We start from the raw sequence: 15,868 nt of genomic DNA, 5'->3' as shown, positions 1-15,868 counted from the left end.
CCTTTTAATCTCGTAGTGTATAGCCGATTCCTCGGACGGTATGTATCAGCTTGACGGATGGATCACTTTCAATTTTGTTCCGCAAATACCGGATATACACATCCACGATGTTGGTATTCCCCATAAAGTCAAAACCCCAAACGGCTGTGAGAATTTGCTCTCGCGAAACCGCTTGCTCCTTGTTTTGAACCATATAATAAAGCAAATCAAACTCGCGTGGGGTCAACATGATTTCCTCTTCATCGAGGAACACTCGCCGCGCGTTGGGCTGGATACGCAATCGGCCAACCACTATCTCCTGGTTTGCTTTTGATTCCCGCTGACGCAATAAGACTCGAATCCGGGCAAACAACTCCTCGATGGCAAACGGCTTTGCCAAGTAGTCATTTGCTCCACTGTCTAATCCCGTCACGATATCCGGAACCTCTCCGCGAGCCGTGATCATGATAATGGGGACATCTTTGGTTTCCCGAATGCGCCGGCATAATTCTATCCCCGATAATTCGGGCAGCATGACATCCAGCAGGATGAGGTCGTACTCGATCGTCAGTGCCTTTTCTAATCCGGAAAGCCCGTCGTATTCAATATCCGTCGAAAATCCTTCATTCTCCAACTCCAATTGTAAGTATCTTGCCAAGTTATGTTCATCTTCAACAAGCAGCAAATAACCTTTTCCATCTGGCGTAGGCATGCATATCATCTCCGTTTGAATATCTTACCAACAGTTTTCTCAGGAAACTCTCATGAAATTCTACCGGGAATCTTAGTTTTGTTGTGTACGATAAGAGCGTGGATGAGAAACACACAACATGATCAACCATTCAGAAGGAGGAACATCATGATAAAGCGAAACTGGAAAGGCACCACTACTACGGTCGTAGCTATTCTAATGGGAACTTCTCTTCTCATGAGCGGACAAGCCTACGCGGCTTCTGAGACAAGTCTTATCTCCACAGCTGCACATACTCCGGATAAACAGCAGAAAAAACATAAGTATGACCAGAATATGGAACAAATTGATAATGAGCAATATGGTCAGATGGTACAAGACGGTACAAATAACGACCTGACTGCCACTGAGGAAAGCACCACTGATGGTAGCCAGAATAAACAGATAGTTAGTAAAACGGCTCCCTCTTCCGACATTGCTGATCAGGTCATTTCAGAAGGAATGAAGTATAAAGGCGTCCCTTATAAATTTGGATCCAGTAAAAAAACAACGCGTACATTTGATTGCTCTTCCTTTACACAGCGAGTGTTTAAAGAGGTCGGAGTAAGTCTGCCACGAGACTCACGTCAACAGTCTAAAGTCGGTCAAAAAGTCTCGAAGGATCAACTGCAAAAAGGAGATCTTGTTTTCTTCCACAGCTACGGCAGCTCTTCTTCTCGCATTACCCATGTTGCCATCTACGCTGGGGACAATAAGCTGCTGCATACGTACGGTAAACCTGGAGTTACAACAACCAATTTCAAGGGGACTTCCTGGGAAAAACGTTTTGAGGTCGGAAGACGTGTAATTTGATCATTTTCTGGGGCGCAACACAAAAAGGCTGCTGAGAGCTACAGCAGCCTTTTTCATATCTCTTCAAAACTAGTGGCCTGATTCGCTCTCTGCAAGCTACAAAAACTCTGTCACAATAACACCTCCCTGTTTATCGCCAGAAAGCACATATTTCCCATTGGTCGGCACTTGAATCATGATGCTAGTCGCCACTGGATCATAATAAATTTTGTAGTCTCCACCATTTATCGTCCCTGACACTTCCTTTGCCTCCCGCAAGTATTTCACGTACTCCTCCAAGGTTAACTGGCGCTCTTGCATAATGGCGCTGTGCGGCAAACCTACAAATCGGTAATGCATAGGATTGTAAGGAACGCCCGTGATTGTGACCTTTTCCTTCGGATAACGCAAAATGAACCCGTATTTCCAGGCGTTTTCTTGTAGCCACTTTCCTTCAGGGGATTGGTCGATTTTCATTTGTGTGGATGTAACGTCCAAGGCTGTACCCAGATGATGTTCGTTAAAACAACCTGGCAATACATCGTCGTCATGTCCCTTCTCTTCAGCCAGTTTTCCCGGTTTTTCCAAGCTTCGATAGCCGCTTTTGATCATAAAATCCTTTACATTGTCCCTGCTTGCTGCATGGACCATCTCGTTGAACGCCTTCGCTGCGTTCTCAGACAATTCAATGGAATTGTCTTGCAAGCAATAGCCCTCCACTAAATAGTTGTGCGAAGACAAAAGGATCATATCGGATGGCACCGCCTCTGTATGGATCGGTTCCTTCTTGTTGACCAATAACAGATCGCCCTGATAAATCTGGTCTTTTTCAACTCGAATCGCTTTGTATTTCGGGAAAGCAGCAGCATCCGGCTCTTTTGGTTCCCATAAAGCATCGATGAGTGGCCACAAAAATGGATAACCGAACAACAATAAAAGAATACCTAGTAAGAAAAATCTCTTTTTCATTTCCACTTCCTCCATTGTTCAAACACACGTTATTCTTTTTTACTACGATGGTACTAGGCAATGTTAAATGAAATCGTACTCAATAGATAAAGTTTTCCTTGAATCATTTTGTTGTAAACAAACAGAAATTTCCCGCAGTACCCCTATCTAACCCGATAGTTTTGCGAAAGAAAGCTGAAACGTTATCAGCTGTTCCTCGTCAAATGGAGTGAAACTTCAAAAATTGACGAGGTGGCTACCATGAATATCAGAAAAAATATGATCTCTCTTTCCTTGCTTGCATTGTTCACTGTGTCATTCTCCCAACCAAGCTTTGCTGCAACGACTCCTTTTACGGATATAGGCCAATCGGGAGCGAAGGATAAAATTCTTTCCTTACAGCAACAAGGCGTGATAAAAGGCGTAGATGATAGCAAATTTGCACCGAACGAAACGATTACGGCTGCTCAAGGTATTCAACTGATGGTAAATGCCTTTGATTTGAGTCTGGCAGCGGTCACTTTCGTAAAGGCGCCACAAGCGACTGACTATTTTTCCAAAGCAGATAACGATGCTTGGTATGCTGAAAGTCTGATCATAGCGGCAGTGAACGGATTGGAGTTACCGAATGATCTCGATCCGAATGCGGAATGGACCAGAGAGCAGTTCATTCACCAGCTGATGAAAGTCATGGAGACCAAAGGTAATCTGCCCATGATCAAATTAGTGCCGGTAGAAATCAAAGATGATCATGACCTCACCGTGGATTACCAAGGCTCCATTCAACGAGCTTTGGCAAGAGATATTATCGAATTGGATAAGGAAAACAAGCTCCATCCGCAAAAGCCCGTCACACGCGAAGAGGCAGCCGAAATGATTTATAATGCCCTTGCGTATTTGAAAAGTCATAAGCCTCTGAACTAAAACAAAAAAAATGCAGCGATCCTCGTGAGAGGGGCTGCATTTTTTGTTTCCTTAACCAGTAATCATCTGATTCACTTGTCCGGTTATCAACAGCATCGCTTGCAATACGGGCATCATACTAACAAGATCAGGCGAATGGAAGCGTACCGTGCGTCCTTCGATTAGCTCGATTCCTGGCATCCAGCTGACTGCTGTGGCAAATTGCGATTTCGTAAACTCGACTTCTATCGTATTCTCTACTTTTTGTGCAAGTGGTTTAACTGTACGGCGATGGAGCAATGCTTCTTTTGCTTGCTGACGGATCAGCTCTCTCGCACGAACGGGATGCATCGCTTGCGACGAGAGTCCTGTAATTCCTGTTTTTACAGCGACCGTAAAGACTCCAGGGATATCTTCTTCTACCTCTTTCGCCGTTTGGGAATCGCCGGTAACGAGTACGACAGGGACACCAAAGGCTCCCGCAATTGCTGCATTTAACCCTGCTTCGCCCACTTCTTTACCATTTAAGATCAGCCGATGGATAGCGAGGCCAGACAATGTATGATTGAGTACCGCATCTCCTGTCCCTGCTTTTCCATGATAGCCGATGAAAAATGCGGCATCGCAGCTACTGTCGATCCCTTGCATCATACAGAGAGGCTTGAAGAAACCACGGATGACATCTGCCTGTGGATGCAATTCTTCCAGGATGATATTGTTCATCGGCCCATGAGACTCATTGACAATAATTTGGGTGGCTCCTGCTTCCAGTGCTCCCTCAATCGCCGCATTCACATCTTGGGTTAACAGTCTTCTCCCCGCTTCGTAATGTCTGCGACCGGGGATCACATCCTCCCATTCACTTAATCCAGAGATCCCTTCCATGTCCAACGATATAAACACCTTCATGCGAAACTGCCCCCTATCTTTGATTAGATTGCTTTCGGCATTTGGCGCGAACCAAACGCCAAGCGCTTGATCTCACCCTCTGGATGGCGAACAAAGCGGATGAGTGAATCGATGTTGTGGCGCGTGAACAGAAACGTATCTTCGCCAACGGAACGCAGTGGGAACACATCACTGCCTAGAACGAGTACAAGCTGGCTCTGTGCTTCATCAAATCTGATCTCTACTGCGTCTCCTTCTCCTGATTTATATGTACCAGGACATTGTTGCAAGTAAGCAAGCGGCACTTCATATTCGGGAAATGTGGCGAACTGCGTCTCGAGCGGGCGACCGAACATACTATTCAACAGTCCCAAGGTCAGATTGGAAATAGGGGCATCATCCATGTTGGTCAAAAGAATGCCAGTTACTCCCGCCTCTGGGACGATGAACATTTGCGCGGTCATCCCTTTCAAGCCGCCGGTATGGGTAAGTAAGGTGTAATCTTCGGAAAATGGAAACACGCCGAGTCCGTAACCATAGCTGCGGCTCAAATCAACACGGACATGAGGGGCAATCATTTGTGAGGCGCTATCTCCCGAGATGATTCTCGCTCCATTTGAAAGCCCGCCTGTCCGATAAACATCCGCATACCGAAGCATGTCACGTGCGGTCGATTTGAGGAAGCCTGCTGCACGCATGGAGGGAGCATCCCACCAACCTGGGGCACGTACTACTTCACGAACACCATCTTTCATGCGACGTGTGTACAGCATGGTAGTATTGTTGTCCTCGCCTAATTCCTCTACATGAAAAACCGTTCGTTCCATGCCAATTGGCTGTAAAATATGCTCTTGGACATAGGCTTCGTAAGGTTTACCGCTGGCACGCTCAATAATCGCCCCAAGCAAGCCAAAAGCTTCGTTGGAATAGCTGAATTCTGTCCCTGCAGGTCCCAACAATTCAAAGGGCAGCTTCTCTATATATGCCATGAGGTCTTCGAAGGTATCGATTGGGTGTTTACATTGGTCTTCAAAATGGTGAAGTAATTCGTCTGCTGTCGGATCGGCTTGTAAGCTCGGTAGCATAGCGGGTATGAGAGATGGAAGTGGTGGAAATCCGAGAGTGTGTGTCATGAAATGATGAATGGTAATGCTTTTCGTTTGGGCTTCATCCGGCGTGCGAAACGCAGGCAAATAGGTGATTACCGGATCATGTACGGAAAGCTTTCCTTCTTCCTGAAGCTGCATGATCGCCATGCATGTAAACGACTTCGTAATCGATCCGATCCCAAATACCGTATCCAGATCGATGGGAGCTTGTTGTTCACGGTCCCGAAAACCAAACGCTTTTTCATAAGTGAGTTCTCCGTCTTTGGCTACAGCAATGATCGCACCGGGAACCTGAAAATCATCCATCAGCCTTTGGACGTAAGCTTCGAACGACGCTTCCCACTCCTTCATCTTCATGTCACGCCTCCTTAGGTTCATTTCTTACAAACAGGAAAGCAATTTCAGGCTTAATCTGAAGTATACACTTCAAAAAAGTAAGGATATGAAGTTCATGCACTAGTAGAATTATAAGCCGCAGATGAAAAAACGACAATATATAATTCTGAAAATAACTAATTTTCACAACAAAAGTAATCAAATAACCCCTCGTCTTGTTGACGCCAGGCCCTAAAATGTCGCTGGTCAAATTCGATCATTCGTTGTTTTAGTAATGAGCGTTGCTGTACCGATTTGGTCCAGTTAGCAGGACTGTGGAGCCTCGCCAATCATCACGGGTTTTCTCTACTTTTGCTTTGCAAGCGTCAAGTAGTATCAATCGTACTTCACCTAAGTTTTTCCTGCCAGTTAGTTGAGCAAAGGCTGCCGGTTTTAACATCAGCAGCCTCTACTTACTTGTGTTTGTTCCACGATCAAATCCATAAGGCGGAACTGGCCGAGCCGTATGGACATATGCGGGTTCCATGTGAAAGCACTCGTTCGTACTATACGGTTAACCAGATCTTTAAAATGTATCTGTCCTTTTCTGTTACGATCTATGAACCGGCTATTTTTTTTCCTCTTGGTTGTCTGCTGTTGGCGTCTGGTTCGACAGTAATGCCGATTTGATCAAAAGTCTGCCCTTCGGCGAGCTGGTAGGTCAGTATTCCGGATCCATTTTCGTCCGGCTTGAATATGCCACCATTTTCCCTCGTGCTGTTTTTCAGCAGCCAAACCTGGTAAACCTGTGAACCTTCGACGCCGGGCAATTCGTGAACCTGCACCACCAAATTTTTCTCTGATCCCTGCTGGACAATATAGGCGATGCCGTTTGTTCCCGGGTGGCTTTGATTGGCTGTTTTTAAGGGAATCGCCGTTACAATTTCAATGGGAACATTTTCCGCATGGTGATTTTTTACCTGTACATTCGTTATTCCAAGACCAATAAACGCGAGCAACAAGACGGTCACAATACTGGTTGAAACTGGAGTGAACTGGCTTTTGAGCATCATGGGGAGCTTGCTCATCTTAGCCATGAATGTTTCTGTACCGCTTTTCTTCTTGTGCTCAAAAACAAACCCCAGCACCTCGCCTTTTAGCGATTCAGGCACCTCGATTTCGGTATAATCGAACGGCAAAGCATGCCAGGCCTGGGATAATTCCTGATATTCTTTCTTACACTCCTTACAATTCTTTACATGTTCAGCAAAGGCCATGTGGTCGCTCTCCTTGAGCTCATTTGCTATATATGATATTAAATGATCACAAACCCTTGTCATTTTATATCCTCCAGTTCCAGATGCTTCCTCAATCCTTTAAGAGCCTGGTGAAGCCTGCTTTTAATCGTGCCGAGCGGCTCTTGTTCCAGCTTGGCGATCTCTGAAAGAGAATACCCTTTCCAATAAAGCAGATCGATTAATTTTCTTTGGGCCGTCGGCAATTTGTTTTTCGCCATCGCAATATCATTCGTATTTACTCGTTGCTCGACCGCATTTGCAGGGTCGGCGATCTCTTCATGTTCCTCTTGATGGTGTTGCGTATGCCTCTTCTCTTTGCGAAGGTAGTCAATGCATATATTGCGGGTAATCGTGAGGAGCCAATTTACAAAGCTGCCTTGAGCAGAATCGTAATGGCTGTTTGTTGTCCATAGCCTCAAAAAAACCAGCTGAATAATTTCTTTCGTCTTATCCTCATTCCCATTGCAAAACTTCATAACAAAGCCGTAAACAAGCTTGATATATCGATCATAGAGCTCCTCTAATGCGTGACCATTTTTTTCGTTAACCAATCGCATTAATTCCGCATCGTAATTTTCTTTCATGTGGCACTCCCTGCTTTTGGATAAAAATATACTGCCATAACACTTTTATAAAAGGAAAGATGGGAACGACCGCGACTGATCGTTCCCTGGGCAAGCTTATTCAAATGCTGTTTCGCTGTTTATGACAAACCATACTTCTTTTACTCCTTGTCCGTTTACATCCCCTACTTGCTGGTCTTTTGCAAAATAATAGAGAGGAAAGCCTTTGTACGTAACCTGCTTCTTCCCATTGTCTTCTCTTGTGATCGTATCGAAATCCTTTTTGTCAAAACCTTCTGGGACGGCGAAATCCTCCTGGGTAAATGCCGGCCAGTTTGCCAGGCAGTCCCCGCTGCAATTGCTTTTTCCTGCTTGGTCTTTTTTAAAGTAATACAGTGCCCTTCCCTGAGGATCGGCCAGGTACTCTCCTGCTTTTTCATTCTTCAAAAGCTGGAGGGCTTGATCGGGTTGAACCGCCTCTGTTTTTACCTCCGTGCTTTTTCCGCAAGCAGCCAAAGCAAAAATAATCAAAATCATCGCAAGTGTAAAAACTACTTTTTTCATGTATGTTCCTCCTTACTTCCAGCCCCATTTTTGAAAGATTTGGTGAGATTTTTCCGTTTTTAAATAATCAATAAATTGCTGTGCCTCTTTTTTCTGATCAGTGATTTTTGTCAGGGCGATCGGCGTTCCACGATAGAGCTTTTCTTCTTCGGGCAGTTCGACCAGGTCTGTCACATCCTGTAGCCGGTAATGCCACGATTCATAGGTAATCCATGCGTCCAGGCTGGAATTCGATTTCCATCGTTCAATGGCTTCGGCACTCGACTTTACAGAAACGTTAATATTTTGAGTAATGCCTCCGATCAGCCCTTTTCTGCCCGCCAGGTCTTCCCACAGGCCAAGCTGGCCAGCCCCATTCACATCGATTATTTTTACTCCCTTTTTCGTTAAATCCTCCAGCTTTTCAATCTTCTTAGGATTTCCTTTCCTCACCAATATTCCTGCAGCGCGCGTGTAAAGCTCCGTACGTGATTTCGTGTCGATCATTTCGGGGTAGTGAAAGATAAAGTCCTGCAGCATATACTCGGAGCCACCGAAAATAATATCTGCATCTTGCTTTGCTTGACCGATCCACTTGCTCTCTGGTCCGGCTGTTACTTCCACCTTCATACCCGTCTCAGCTGAAAAATGTTCAGCAGCTTCCTTGATCGGTCCAAGTGGTCCACCTGGTCCGTACACCCGGATGACTTGGTCACTTTTGCTAGAATTCGCCTGGGACGCCGGCTTACCGTCCATTTTTGCATAGGCTGACATTCCGGTAGTCGTAAAGAAAAAGAGCAGTAGAGTTGCTAGGAACACAGTCTTCCTCATGATTCTTCCTCCATTTCACACTTGTTTTTTAACGGTTCTATCAAAGGAAACGACGGCAGGCTGCAAACGGTTTGATTGTATTTGTGAAATAGTTAGAAAGTTACATGAAACGATGGAAAACTAGTCTGGTGAAGAATAAATAAAGATCTCCACACAACCTAGGCCAGTCTGGCCAGGTGTATGGTGATCTTTGTCTTTGAGATGCTTTTGTATGCAGAAAAAAACGACCCTTTTTCAGGGCCGTGAAATGGTTTGCTCTTATTTTTCTAATTCTCCATCGCTATTTGTTACCGCAAAATTGTAATTAATAGAGCGTGTAAATGGTTCGCCATCCTCATTGACGCCGGTTATGTCAAAGGAGAGATTATATACGCCTGGCTTCGTCGGCACAGTAAAATTGCCCGTAAGCTCATCTTCTTTTACGGCAAACTTCACTTCATCCAAGACGCTTGCTTTTTCGCCGTTCATGGAACGAGTCAGGTTTGCTTTTTCCAATGATGATTGATCAATTTCGTTTTTGCCCAGGTCGACCGAAATCTTCGCTTTGTCGCCTTTCTTGAATACTTTTTTGCTCGCTTTTACTTTCGCTTCTTCTCCACCATCCACGGAACCAACCATGAAAAAGGCGTCGTCAGAACCCTCCACTTCCAGTGTCCATTCGCCTGCTTCAGGCTCCTCTACTTCAATGAAGTGATGAACAGCATCTTGGAATATTCCTGGTTCATCCTCCGACTCGCTTTTTTTACTAAGATCCGCCTCGTACTTTTTGCCCGACGGACTGATCAAGGTCACAATGGTATCTTCTGACGAGGTCATCGTATCAAGATTCAGCTTATCGATTCCGCTCTCCAGGAAAAATGTTTCAGAGGCGGTGTCTTCCACTTCGCCGCCGCGGAGAATGACGGAGCTCTCTTCCACAGTGGCTTCTTTTGATTTGTCTTCGCTTACTTTATTTGCACGTACTTTCATAGATGCATTTTGTAATTTCGGCTTGACCAGATCCCATGTTTGTGAGGCTTTCGCTATTTGACCGTGGGAAACGTCCTTTGTAAAGCTCTTGATTCCATATGGCAAACCGAAGGCAGACTCAACGGAAACGGCTCCATCGTCTTCACCAGGAAGAACCGCATGACCAAACCAGGTCGCACTAAACCAGCCATCATCCCCTGTTCCCGCTGCCATGTATGTCTTAGTTGAACCAACTTCGCTACGGCTATCAGTCTGTGCACGGAAGTTGGCCATATATGACGTTTGCAGGGAATACACCGCATCGTCTTTTTTGCCAAGAATGTCGGCGAGCCATCCTGCCCAATTGCTGTACGCCATATCAGCCAATTCTGAACCTTTGTTTGGCGTGGAAAGCTGGTGAACAACGTTGACATACGGGTGCGCGCCATAGTGGACGAGTGCTGCCTGTGTATCGATGCCACCTTTGGAATGTGCAATGATATTGATTTTGGAAACACCATAATAATCTGCAACCTTTTTAATGACTTCAGCGAGCTTGGCTCCGTTTGTCCACATGTTGCCACCAGTACCATCCGCGTCCTTCAGTTGCACAAATGCGGTACGATACCCGGCGTTATAGGCTGCATCATAATACCCGTCTGTTGTATACCAAGTATTGTAGGTGGAGTGCAGACCCTGGACAAACAGGATCACGGGCTTGTCTTTGGATGCATTGGGAGGAACCGCACCTGTGTACCAGTCACCAAAATGACCACTTGGATTGTCATCATGCAAAACCGGAGCTGGAGCCGCCGCGCTTGCTGCTTGGGGGTAGACCAGCGCCGTTGATAATGTAACGGCCGCTAGCAAACGAGATAGTACTTTCTGATTCATGAAAAAAACACCAACCTTCATCTTAGGATTTATTGTTGCCGTGCACAATCGTTTAGAATTGTGCACGGATTGCAACCGCCTGTTCTACCTTCAATGTGTCTTGAATGATCACGAGGATCGTATTCATTTGCTGATGAATAAAGAAATGCCCACCAGACATAGGGTAAAATTTGCATTCCCGCCCGCAATAGTCTCGCCATGCCACAATATCTTGGATTTCTATCGAATCTTCTTTCCCGAACAAAACCGTCATGTTGACCGGGATTTGCTGAGGAAGCTCGTGATTCATTTCATACGTTTGCACGGCCTGGAAATCAGCGCGAATCATAGGCAAAAATACCTCCAAGATCTCGTGATTATCCAAAACCTCATCGGGTGTGCCCCCGAGTGTACGTAGCGATTCGATGAACTCGTCATGCGGCAGGTTGTATGTTTTTACCAGTTTGTGGTACGCATGTGGCACACGGGATGCAGACAAGAACAAGTGCTGGGGCAGTGGCTTTCCATTCTGCAACAGCTTTCTCGTCAGTTCATACGCGATTAATCCACCCATGCTGTGGCCATAAAAAGCAAAAGGTTCTTCCCCCAGCTCTGGTATAATCCGTCTGTATACATCCTCCAAGACCTCATAAAACGAGGTGGCAAGAACCACGCTATCGCTATGAAGTGAAGGCCGTACCTCGAATGGAACCATTTCCAATAACGCTGGCGACACTGCCCGTTTCCACCCGTAATAAATGCTAGGAAGTCCACCTGCATATGGAAAGCAAAACAATTTCATCTCTTTTCCCTCCCTCTCCTCATTACGAAATTACCTCGACATCTTTCAATGAAAAATCGCTTGATGCAAATCTTGTAAATCCTTCATGACTACTTGAACAGCAAACTGATTGGTAGTCGCGCATACTGACAATTTATAGCCTGGATCGATCTCATACTGCTGAAATGCCCAAGCCTCACGCGAATCACTTTGCGATATCGTAATCGATTGGTCTAGGTTTTTTCTTATGGCGAATGATTGCAACGGGATGGACAGCCCCATGCCTCTCGCTTTTATATAACTCTCCTTTAACGTCCAAAGGTCATAGAAATACGAAACCCGTTCATTCGGATGTTTTGCCAAAAGATCTTCTACTTCGGCTGGTGCAAAATAATGAGTGGCAATATCCAATTCAATTGGGCATATTTGCTCCACATCAATCCCCACCTGCGAGTCATGTGTGGCGCAAACGACCCATTCCCCAGAATGAGAGACGTTAAAGCAGAAATTGGGAAATGATTTCAAAAAAGGTTTTCCGTATGCATTGTAGTCATACTCGATTTCGTCATTGGAAATCTCGTAGGCTTCACAAATCAGAGAGCGTACGAGCACGTCCGCGAGCAACGCCCGATAGGAATCAGCCGGATTTCTGAAACGGTTGACCCGTTCCCGTTTTTCTTCGGGTAGTGCTTGCAAAAATCGGTTGAACGAGTCTTTCTCCATGACTGCAGGACATTTCAAAGCATAAATGGCAATCATGTAGCACTCACTCTCCTTTCTGTCAGATCAAGACTACTGATTTGTTCTGCTCGATCCTTTCGCTGCTGCACTTCGTACAAGTTGGCATACGTGCCGTTGTGCTGCATTAACTCAACATGGCTCCCTTGCTCGATGACTTTTCCATGATCCATTACGTAAATCACATCGGCATCCTCTACAGTCGACAGGCGATGAGCGATAACGAGGACTGTTTTATCCTTCATAAGTGCGGTTAATGCTTGCTGCACCCAATATTCCGATTCTGCATCCAAAGCGGAAGTCGCTTCATCCAGTAGAAGAATCGGTGCATTTTTCAGGATGGCTCTGGCAATGGCAATTCGTTGACGCTGTCCGCCTGATAGCTTGGCACCACGTTCTCCTGTTTTGGTCTGGTAGCCGTCTGACAGTTCCATAATAAAATCATGCGCATACGCTGCTTTACTTGCTTTGATGACATCCTCATCCGAAGCATCCAGGCATCCGTAGCGGATATTGTCTTCGATGGTTCCTTCGAACAAAAAGGCATCCTGAGGCACGTATGAGATCAAGCTTCTAATTTCTGCAAGAGAATAAGCTCCCATGGGCTTGCCCAGTAAATAAAGAGTTCCGCTAGCAGGTGGGTAATACCCTAACAGAAGCTTCATGACGGTGCTTTTTCCACTTCCGCTCGTTCCGACTAGCCCAGCCATTTGGCCTTTGTCGACTCGCAACGTAACACCATCCAGCACGTTTGTAGCATCGTTGTATCCGAAAACGACCTGATCCAGCTTCAGCATGCTTTCACAATGCTTGTGTTTGTCGGTGCTATTGTGATACTCCTCTGGTTCGGGAGGTTCATTCAGAAAATCGACGACCCGAGAAGCGCCTGCTAACGAGCTCTGCAACGCTGTGATGACTTGGCCAAGCTGGAGAAAGGCCAGTGTTACAAGCATCTGTTGTTGAACGAGGGCGACCAGCACACCCAACCCGATTATTTGTTTGGAAACCATCATGATTCCAAAAACAAGCATTCCCCCGAAGCTTACAAATTGGATAAAAAAATTGGTCCCTTCCAGTAATCCGTGTTTATGCCCTTGCTTGATGGCAGACATAGCTACTTCTTCGTTTGCTTCCGTGTAACGGGCGGTCACAACGTTATGTAAATGAAACATTTTGATGATGGGCAACCCAGACAAAAAATCGTTTAATCTTTCTGTCCCCATCCCCATCTGCTGCTGCATTCGATCTCCAATGCGCCGTACTGACTTGGCAAACAGCGTATTTACATAAAGAGTCACTGCGCTTACGAGCAAGAGGACGACGGCAATTTTCCAATCCATCACAAACATTCCTAGGATCGAGCCGATCAGCGACAGCAGGATGATGCTTAATGTTTTCAATTGCTCTGCGTACGCATTTTCCATGAGGACAACATCGTTGCCCAGTCTCGACATCGTATCTCCCGAATGGTGCTGCTCATAATAATCGAACGGCAGCTTGCTCAAACGTTGATAGACTTGAAGCCGAATGTTGGCAATGAGCTCGCGAACGCATCGACGATATATGTAGCTAAAAAATGGAGACAGGATACTCAGCAAAAGGAACATCACAGCCATGGTGACAATCGCTCTGGTTAATAACGCAGGGTCTTTTGTGTTCGCAAAATCCGTCAGATCCTTGAACACGAAAGGCAAGGATACCAATACAGCAGCTTGACCGATTCCGTCACCCACAAGGCCCAACATATACGCTCGCTTTTTCGATTTCATAAACGTCAGGAGTTGACGTAGTTCCCGCATCAAATTCTGGATGAACATGCCTATACCCCTCCTGCAGCCAGCGAGCTATGCATCTCTGTGGCAAACTGTTTTTGATACAATCTGGTGTAAACGCCGCCTTGGGCAAGCAAATCATAGTGTGTACCACGTTCAACAATTTGTCCTTGCTCCAAAACAAGCACTTCATCCGCGTCTTTTATCGTAGACAGTCGATGGGCAATGACGAGAACAGTCCGATTTTTCATCACATTTTCCAGCGCTTCCTGTACCAAAGCTTCCGATTCTGTATCTAGGGCAGACGTTGGTTCATCCAGCAGTAGAATCGGGGCGTCCTTCAAAATCGCTCGGGCAATCGCGATGCGCTGTTTCTGTCCTCCGGATAAACGAGAGCCTCGTTCTCCCACTTTTGTTTGATAACCCTCCGGTAGCTCCATGATGAAGTCATGGGCATTTGCCGCTTTTGCCGCTGCGATGATCTCGTCTTGTGTCGCGTGAATGCGTCCATACGAGATATTTTCCGCAATAGACACGGGGAATAGCGTCGTATCCTGAGAAACCATGGAAAGGTAGCTCCGCATGTCCGTCATATTCCAATCCGCCATGGAATGTCCGAAAACATTCAATCTTCCGTTGCCCGGTTCCATTTGATAAAACCCGCACAGCAACTTCATGATGGTGCTCTTCCCACTTCCGCTGGCCCCTACTAACGCAATGGTCTTGTTCGGATGTAATGTAAAACTGACATGATCAAGAATCTTTGCCTGCTCGTAGGCAAACGTAACATTCTCAAACTGTACAGGAATCGCCTTTGGATCAACGGGAATCGCAGGTTGATCGTTTTGTTCGACTGGCTGTGAAAAAATTTCTTGCAGCCGCTTTGCCGCACCTGATGTCTCTTGTACTTGGGCAAACAACACGGGCGCGAGTGAAAGTGGTTCGATAATAAAGTGAAGCAAATAACTGAAAATGACCAAGCTGCCCAGATCCAATTCTCCTGCCTGTATCAAGTACCCACCATAAGCAACAAAAAACAGAATGGGGGAAGAAAACAATAAAATCCCTGGTGCTGTCATCCACGCACGTTTCTTCTCTGCCTGGAACGCATTTGTCAAAACCTGCTTCATACCCGCATGGTATTTACGATACAAAACGTCTTCCAATTGAAAAGCTTTGACCATGTGAATGCCGGAAAGCGTATCCTGAGCGATTGCGTTCGTTTGACCCAGATGATCTTGCATTTGCTCCGAGTATTTTTGAAGCGGTTTGCTCATCCACCCTGTGATCGCGATGGCGACAGGTAAGATTGCGATGCTGAAGATGATTAACTTCCAATTGATTGTCAACAACAGTCCAAGAGCTCCGACAAAAACAACTGGCAAATAAAAAAGCTGAAAAAAATGCTTTTGCAAAAAGCTTTGCAAGATTTGGGCATCTGTTGTTAAGCGTGAAACGAGATCGCCGGAATGATATTTATCCATGGTGGACATGGGGACTTTTTCAAGATGAGCAGCCATGCTGTTTTTCAAATCTCTCATGGCTCTTGAACTGAATCTAGCTGCCGAATATGTGATGAAATATTTTGAGAGAAAACCGACGATGGTCAGACAAAAAATGATGAGAGCAATACTGACTAGCTTGTCGAAGTTGTTCGTATGTTCGACCATGGTTTTGATCAGGATTCCCATCCAAATGTCTGCGACCGCCACAAGAAGCGCGGCAATGATACAGATCATGACCCAACCTCGATAAGGCTTTACATATGAGAGTACCCAGCCAAACATGGGCTCTTTCTTTCTGTGCTGAGCTTGCTTGGTAAAAATCATGTGCGGCTCCTCTCCAATGATGTAATGG

15 protein-coding genes are annotated in these 15,868 nt (G+C 45.8%); 2 read left to right on the top strand and 13 right to left on the bottom strand.

Annotation, left to right across the window (positions count from 1 at the left end):
• Positions 1-4: 4 nt before the first annotated feature.
• Positions 5-691, bottom strand: coding sequence for a response regulator transcription factor (locus BBR47_RS14240; protein WP_041749421.1), 687 nt, complete (start codon positions 689-691; stop codon positions 5-7).
• Positions 692-838: 147 nt separating this feature from the next.
• Here BBR47_RS14240 and BBR47_RS14235 point away from each other — a divergent pair, with 147 nt between their 5' ends.
• Positions 839-1,522 (top strand): C40 family peptidase, encoded by a 684-nt coding sequence (locus BBR47_RS14235; protein WP_015891101.1) that lies wholly within the window; start codon positions 839-841, stop codon positions 1,520-1,522.
• 96 nt (positions 1,523-1,618) lie between these two features.
• Here the strand turns inward: BBR47_RS14235 and BBR47_RS14230 are convergent, their stop codons facing one another.
• Positions 1,619-2,470 (bottom strand): D-Ala-D-Ala carboxypeptidase VanY, encoded by an 852-nt coding sequence (locus BBR47_RS14230; RefSeq protein WP_015891100.1) that lies wholly within the window; start codon positions 2,468-2,470, stop codon positions 1,619-1,621.
• 240 nt (positions 2,471-2,710) lie between these two features.
• Between BBR47_RS14230 and BBR47_RS14225 the strand changes: the two genes are divergently transcribed.
• Positions 2,711-3,373 (top strand): S-layer homology domain-containing protein, encoded by a 663-nt coding sequence (locus BBR47_RS14225; RefSeq protein ID WP_015891099.1) that lies wholly within the window; start codon positions 2,711-2,713, stop codon positions 3,371-3,373.
• Positions 3,374-3,424: 51 nt separating this feature from the next.
• Here the strand turns inward: BBR47_RS14225 and BBR47_RS14220 are convergent, their stop codons facing one another.
• The 11 genes from BBR47_RS14220 to BBR47_RS14165 all read right to left on the bottom strand — a co-directional run bounded on the left by BBR47_RS14220 (position 3,425) and on the right by BBR47_RS14165 (position 15,840).
• Positions 3,425-4,261, bottom strand: coding sequence for a M55 family metallopeptidase (locus BBR47_RS14220; protein WP_015891098.1), 837 nt, complete (start codon positions 4,259-4,261; stop codon positions 3,425-3,427).
• Positions 4,262-4,284: 23 nt separating this feature from the next.
• Positions 4,285-5,706, bottom strand: a complete 1,422-nt coding sequence (locus BBR47_RS14215; RefSeq protein WP_015891097.1) for a serine hydrolase domain-containing protein — start codon at positions 5,704-5,706, stop codon at positions 4,285-4,287.
• Between the two features lie 575 nt (positions 5,707-6,281).
• Positions 6,282-6,941: an anti-sigma factor gene (locus BBR47_RS14205; RefSeq protein WP_231850597.1), complete on the bottom strand. Its 660-nt coding sequence runs from the start codon at positions 6,939-6,941 to the stop codon at positions 6,282-6,284.
• Positions 6,942-7,000: 59 nt separating this feature from the next.
• Positions 7,001-7,546, bottom strand: coding sequence for an RNA polymerase sigma factor (locus BBR47_RS14200; RefSeq protein ID WP_015891095.1), 546 nt, complete (start codon positions 7,544-7,546; stop codon positions 7,001-7,003).
• A gap of 96 nt (positions 7,547-7,642) precedes the next feature.
• Positions 7,643-8,089, bottom strand: coding sequence for a hypothetical protein (locus BBR47_RS14195; protein ID WP_015891093.1), 447 nt, complete (start codon positions 8,087-8,089; stop codon positions 7,643-7,645).
• Between the two features lie 12 nt (positions 8,090-8,101).
• Positions 8,102-8,899 carry a substrate-binding domain-containing protein gene (locus tag BBR47_RS14190; protein ID WP_015891092.1) on the bottom strand — a complete coding sequence of 266 codons (798 nt, stop codon included), beginning with the start codon at positions 8,897-8,899 and terminating at the stop codon, positions 8,102-8,104.
• A gap of 258 nt (positions 8,900-9,157) precedes the next feature.
• Positions 9,158-10,741 carry an alpha/beta hydrolase gene (locus tag BBR47_RS14185; RefSeq protein ID WP_015891091.1) on the bottom strand — a complete coding sequence of 528 codons (1,584 nt, stop codon included), beginning with the start codon at positions 10,739-10,741 and terminating at the stop codon, positions 9,158-9,160.
• A 52-nt stretch (positions 10,742-10,793) separates the two neighbouring features.
• Entirely contained in the window at positions 10,794-11,522 is a 729-nt protein-coding gene (locus tag BBR47_RS14180) for a thioesterase II family protein (protein WP_015891090.1), read from the bottom strand.
• Positions 11,523-11,567: 45 nt separating this feature from the next.
• Positions 11,568-12,260, bottom strand: a complete 693-nt coding sequence (locus BBR47_RS14175; RefSeq protein WP_015891089.1) for a 4'-phosphopantetheinyl transferase family protein — start codon at positions 12,258-12,260, stop codon at positions 11,568-11,570.
• Complete coding sequence (locus BBR47_RS14170) at positions 12,257-14,056, bottom strand: ABC transporter ATP-binding protein (protein ID WP_041749419.1); 1,800 nt, start codon at positions 14,054-14,056, stop codon at positions 12,257-12,259. The genes BBR47_RS14175 and BBR47_RS14170 overlap by 4 nt, the downstream gene beginning before the upstream one ends.
• 2 nt (positions 14,057-14,058) lie before the next feature.
• Positions 14,059-15,840 (bottom strand): ABC transporter ATP-binding protein, encoded by a 1,782-nt coding sequence (locus BBR47_RS14165; RefSeq protein WP_015891087.1) that lies wholly within the window; start codon positions 15,838-15,840, stop codon positions 14,059-14,061.
• Between the last annotated feature and the right edge of the window lie 28 nt (positions 15,841-15,868).

Origin of the sequence: Brevibacillus brevis NBRC 100599 (assembly GCF_000010165.1) — a bacterium.
In the GTDB taxonomy this organism is placed as follows: Bacteria; Bacillota; Bacilli; order Brevibacillales; family Brevibacillaceae; genus Brevibacillus; species Brevibacillus brevis_D.
This window is presented reverse-complemented; position numbering and strand designations above follow the sequence as displayed.

Bases quoted from the DNA above. Each gene is read 5' to 3' on its own strand.
- BBR47_RS14165 (WP_015891087.1), bottom strand. From the start codon at position 15,840: ATGATTTTTACCAAGCAAGCTCAGCACAGAAAGAAAGAGCCCATGTTT.
- BBR47_RS14230 (WP_015891100.1), bottom strand. From the start codon at position 2,470: ATGAAAAAGAGATTTTTCTTACTAGGTATTCTTTTATTGTTGTTCGGT.
- BBR47_RS14215 (WP_015891097.1), bottom strand. From the start codon at position 5,706: ATGAAGATGAAGGAGTGGGAAGCGTCGTTCGAAGCTTACGTCCAAAGG.
- BBR47_RS14225 (WP_015891099.1), top strand. From the start codon at position 2,711: ATGAATATCAGAAAAAATATGATCTCTCTTTCCTTGCTTGCATTGTTC.
- BBR47_RS14185 (WP_015891091.1), bottom strand. From the start codon at position 10,741: ATGAATCAGAAAGTACTATCTCGTTTGCTAGCGGCCGTTACATTATCA.
- BBR47_RS14195 (WP_015891093.1), bottom strand. From the start codon at position 8,089: ATGAAAAAAGTAGTTTTTACACTTGCGATGATTTTGATTATTTTTGCT.
- BBR47_RS14235 (WP_015891101.1), top strand. From the start codon at position 839: ATGATAAAGCGAAACTGGAAAGGCACCACTACTACGGTCGTAGCTATT.
- BBR47_RS14205 (WP_231850597.1), bottom strand. From the start codon at position 6,941: ATGGCCTTTGCTGAACATGTAAAGAATTGTAAGGAGTGTAAGAAAGAA.
- BBR47_RS14190 (WP_015891092.1), bottom strand. From the start codon at position 8,899: ATGAGGAAGACTGTGTTCCTAGCAACTCTACTGCTCTTTTTCTTTACG.
- BBR47_RS14175 (WP_015891089.1), bottom strand. From the start codon at position 12,260: ATGATTGCCATTTATGCTTTGAAATGTCCTGCAGTCATGGAGAAAGAC.
- BBR47_RS14200 (WP_015891095.1), bottom strand. From the start codon at position 7,546: ATGAAAGAAAATTACGATGCGGAATTAATGCGATTGGTTAACGAAAAA.
- BBR47_RS14240 (WP_041749421.1), bottom strand. From the start codon at position 691: ATGCCTACGCCAGATGGAAAAGGTTATTTGCTGCTTGTTGAAGATGAA.
- BBR47_RS14180 (WP_015891090.1), bottom strand. From the start codon at position 11,522: ATGAAATTGTTTTGCTTTCCATATGCAGGTGGACTTCCTAGCATTTAT.
- BBR47_RS14170 (WP_041749419.1), bottom strand. From the start codon at position 14,056: ATGTTCATCCAGAATTTGATGCGGGAACTACGTCAACTCCTGACGTTT.
- BBR47_RS14220 (WP_015891098.1), bottom strand. From the start codon at position 4,261: ATGAAGGTGTTTATATCGTTGGACATGGAAGGGATCTCTGGATTAAGT.